At 62.2% G+C, this 3,444-nt stretch carries 4 protein-coding genes and 1 pseudogene; all 5 read right to left on the bottom strand.

Features of this window, described 5'->3' with window-relative positions; all coding sequences use genetic code 11:
* Window positions 1-180: 180 nt before the first annotated feature.
* The 5 genes and pseudogenes from EOM25_13265 to EOM25_13285 all read right to left on the bottom strand — a co-directional run bounded on the left by EOM25_13265 (window position 181) and on the right by EOM25_13285 (window position 3,411).
* Window positions 181-402 carry a hypothetical protein gene (locus tag EOM25_13265; protein NCC26144.1) on the bottom strand — a complete coding sequence of 74 codons (222 nt, stop codon included), beginning with the start codon at window positions 400-402 and terminating at the stop codon, window positions 181-183.
* A gap of 809 nt (window positions 403-1,211) precedes the next feature.
* Window positions 1,212-1,301 (bottom strand): annotated as a pseudogene (locus EOM25_13270) (collagen-like protein).
* A 42-nt stretch (window positions 1,302-1,343) separates the two neighbouring features.
* Window positions 1,344-1,727, bottom strand: a complete 384-nt coding sequence (locus EOM25_13275; protein NCC26145.1) for a hypothetical protein — start codon at window positions 1,725-1,727, stop codon at window positions 1,344-1,346.
* Window positions 1,727-3,070, bottom strand: a complete 1,344-nt coding sequence (locus EOM25_13280; GenBank protein ID NCC26146.1) for a hypothetical protein — start codon at window positions 3,068-3,070, stop codon at window positions 1,727-1,729. The genes EOM25_13275 and EOM25_13280 overlap by 1 nt, the downstream gene beginning before the upstream one ends.
* The gene (locus tag EOM25_13285) at window positions 3,067-3,411 is read right to left on the bottom strand and encodes a hypothetical protein (protein ID NCC26147.1); all 345 of its coding nucleotides are present in this window, start codon (window positions 3,409-3,411) and stop codon (window positions 3,067-3,069) included. The genes EOM25_13280 and EOM25_13285 overlap by 4 nt, the downstream gene beginning before the upstream one ends.
* Window positions 3,412-3,444 lie beyond the last annotated feature (33 nt).

The following is a 3,444-nucleotide window of genomic DNA, read 5'->3' on the forward strand; positions in this document are numbered from 1 at the left end:
GCGCCCGGTGCCCCGGGAACGACGGCGTTGACGACGACTTTCATGGCTCCTCCTGCCCGGCGTCCACCGGGGCCAGGGCCTCCTCGATGGCATCCGCTGCCTCAAGCAGGACCTGCTCGGCGCTCATTCCAGCCCAGAGGCCAGCACGAGCGCGGGCGATGATATAGGTAAGGGTCGAGGTCACAGGTCCTCCGCCCACGCCTCGATAATGCCTGCGGCCTCGACCTGTTCCTCCTCGTCGAGGTCGCGGGTCACGTCCAGGCGCACGCTGCCGTGCCACCAGACCGGCCCGACCGGCACATGGGCAGCCTGGGCCTCTAGTTCGGTATAGTAGGCCACGCCCTCCACCGGCAAGCCGGCGGTCTGGAGGGCCTGGTCCAGGGATGCGAGGTCTACATGCACAGCGCCACCTCCGTGAACAGGTACCCTAGACCCGGCCCATCCCCGTGCCACGTGGTTGTTATGCCATACGATTTTTCGAGGGGCGCCGCGTAGTGGTAGCCCTCAGCCAAACGCACACTCATGTGTATGCCATGATGCACGTAGAAACTTCCCTCCGAGTATGCGATGCCACCGTACGCAACATCATCCACAGCATCGATGCCCACGCCCGCAACGCGACCACCTCTTGTAGCGGTGTGCTGGCTGGCGCACCTACGACGGATCTCTATCAGGTCCATCGGGCCGGCCAGGAACTGCACCATCGCGGCTGCGTTTCCATTGGCCTGTCGCCAAGCAGTGGCGCTGTAGGTCCAGTTATCCGTACCGTCAGTGAACCTTCCCACCCGGGGCACCGGGCGGGCCTCGTTGCGAACGAATCGCTTCAGCAGCGAGTCTTCCGTTGTGTCGGCCCCCGTCGCGCAGATGGTCCCGACCAGCCGCTTGGTGTGGTCACTGGCCAGCACCCGGACGCCGTCTCGCACGGCGAGATCGTTGGTGCGGGTCGTGCCGTCGGACCATGCGGCCGACAGGCTGAGCGTCAGCGCCCCGGCAACGTCGTAGAGGAACACGTCGTAGACCTTCCCGGCCGTCAGCCCAGACAGCGCCAGGGACACGTCGCCGGACGGGATCGCGTGCAGGCCCCAGGCAGACCCGTCCCACAGCGCCACATGGGCGCCACGGTAGCGGGTCAGGTAGATAGTGCTGGCGTCCACCACATCGTCCGTTGTGACGGGGACACCCGTCGTCAGCGTCAGCCGGGCATCGCAGATGGATGGCACGGGAGGCCCAGCGGGTCCGGTGGCGCCATCGGCACCCGGAGCCCCGTCGGCACCAGCCGGGCCAGCCGGGCCAGCCGGTCCAGCCGAAGAAGAAGGATCTCGGAAAATGCTGTCGATGTCCATCTAGATGCTCCTCAAGTAGGCCGCAAGCTGAAGGGTGGCGGAGTTTCCGGGGACGGACACGGTGATTTTCACCAGGGATGCTGCCACCTCGATGGAGAAGGCGGACCCGGCCCCGGCCGTAGCGTCTGCCGCCGTGGTGATTGTGGTCACGTACTCCAGATCCCCGGAGGAGAAGCCTTGGTAGACCTTCACCACAGCCGCCACATCGCACTTACACACCCCGACGATGCGTCCCGACCCGAAGGTCTCGGCCTCGGCGCAGTGGACTACTTCTCCGTCGGCAAGAAGCTGAGGACCGGAAAACTCCACCAGGGTTTCGGTGTGGGGAAAAGCAAACCGGAAGCTTTGGCGTGGGGCCTCTGCCAGATTGGAAAGTCTACCCATCATCCCTCCTTGTCGGGGAGAAACCCCCACGACTGTAACATGTGAATGTCGTACTCGCAAACCGGATCCCGATCCAGTTTGGCCTGCTTGTGGGGGATGTTGATGTTGTAGACGATGCTCCCCACATCCCGCAGTGCTTCAAGTTGGGTGTCCCCTCTTCCTACTGCGAATCCAACGGTAGGTCCGGTGAGTTCCAGAAACCCGTTGCCGGGGTCTTCTACGTTCCCCCAGTAGATCCCCCACTCTTCCTTGCGGAACTTGCATTCCGGGATCTGATCCGAGAGCATGAACCGAGCCTCAGGTTTCAACCAGGGGGCTTCGGTGATCGGGTAGGGAGGAACCGTTACCCGGCGGGAGCACAGCCACCGATCCCAGAACTCAAAGGGGGTATTCCTGGATCGAGGGAAGGCGAAGCGGTCCAGGAAAAGATGGAACGGTTGCTTCAATCCCCGCAGGAACGCCGCCCAAAACCCTGGGGGAGGAGTTGTTGCGAATTCCGTAACCACGGGGACCGGAGAGAAGCAATCGACCAGGGAAGAATCCTTTCTCCGGGAGGGACGGATGACTTCCTTGTCGCCCATGATGCACCCCAGGAAGACCCAACCACAGTAGCCCATTGACTTCATGGTGAGTTCCAGGGGCTTCAGGGTGCTTTCTACCAAACGGGTATCGATTCCCACCTTGCACATGGAAACCCCTTCGCAGGTGGAGATCCCCATCCCGTCCGGAAGCAGGTTGTGGTCCCCTTGCATGTAGAGGGCCGGGGACATCAGTCCTCGGCTGTTGAAGAGTCCCGCCACCCAGAAATCAGGCCGTTGCAGGTAGGATCCCGACACCCCGGGGGAGTAGGCTTCCTGCAGGTAGAAATCCCCGCTTGGGCTCTCCAGGTCGAGGAACACCAGCATGTCGTGGGGGTTTGTCGTGGTGTGGTGTTTCTTCCCCCGTCGGTAAGTCCAGGGGCGATCCTTACCCACCAGGAAATCCAGGGCGTCCGGGACGGAGGAGAACTTGTGCACCTCGGGGGTGGGGATCTTGTTCACGTCCAGCACTTCAAGTCCGAACATGTAGTCCGAGCAGATGCGGTCGTGGAACTTCCCGCCCCCAACCGTCTGCACCCCGGCGTCTTCAAACTTCTCTGCCACCCGGGCGAACCCCGGGCCATCGAACAGAACCAGATCCGGTCCCCATTCCAGGGCCTGCTGCGGAGTTTCCGCCCGGGGAATCATCCCCTTCCAGGCTCCCGTGTCCTCCACGGAGAGAAGAAGGGTTTCCTGGCCCTCCTTCTCCAGTTCGTGCAGTAGGCAGATGTGGTCTTCGGTCTTGGAGACGAGTAGAGCCTTCACCGGTTCACCCCCTCACCGAAGAACTTCTTGGTCATCGCCCGGACAAAATCCCCTCGCATGGTTTTCTTGCTCCGCACCTCATGTTTGTCCACCAGTTCCAGGTAGCGGATCTTCTCCTGCTTGCTGAGTCCCTCTCCATAATGAGACCACTGCATGGTTTCCGCTTCCACCATTTTCTTGAAGGTCTCCGGGGAGACCTTGTACCGGCCTCCGGGGAACAGATCCTCGTCCTCCGGCCGGACGGGAACCCCTTCGTAGACGGCCCACTCCTGAAGTTCCTCTTCCGCTTTGAAGTCTCCGTTCTTGATGGCTCTCCGGAGGAGGGGCCTCAGTCGCTGCATGGTCTGCTCTTGGTAGATTTGGGTCCTTTCGTC

The organism is Deltaproteobacteria bacterium, from assembly GCA_009929795.1.
Taxonomy (GTDB): Bacteria; Desulfobacterota; Desulfovibrionia; order Desulfovibrionales; family Desulfomicrobiaceae; genus RZZR01.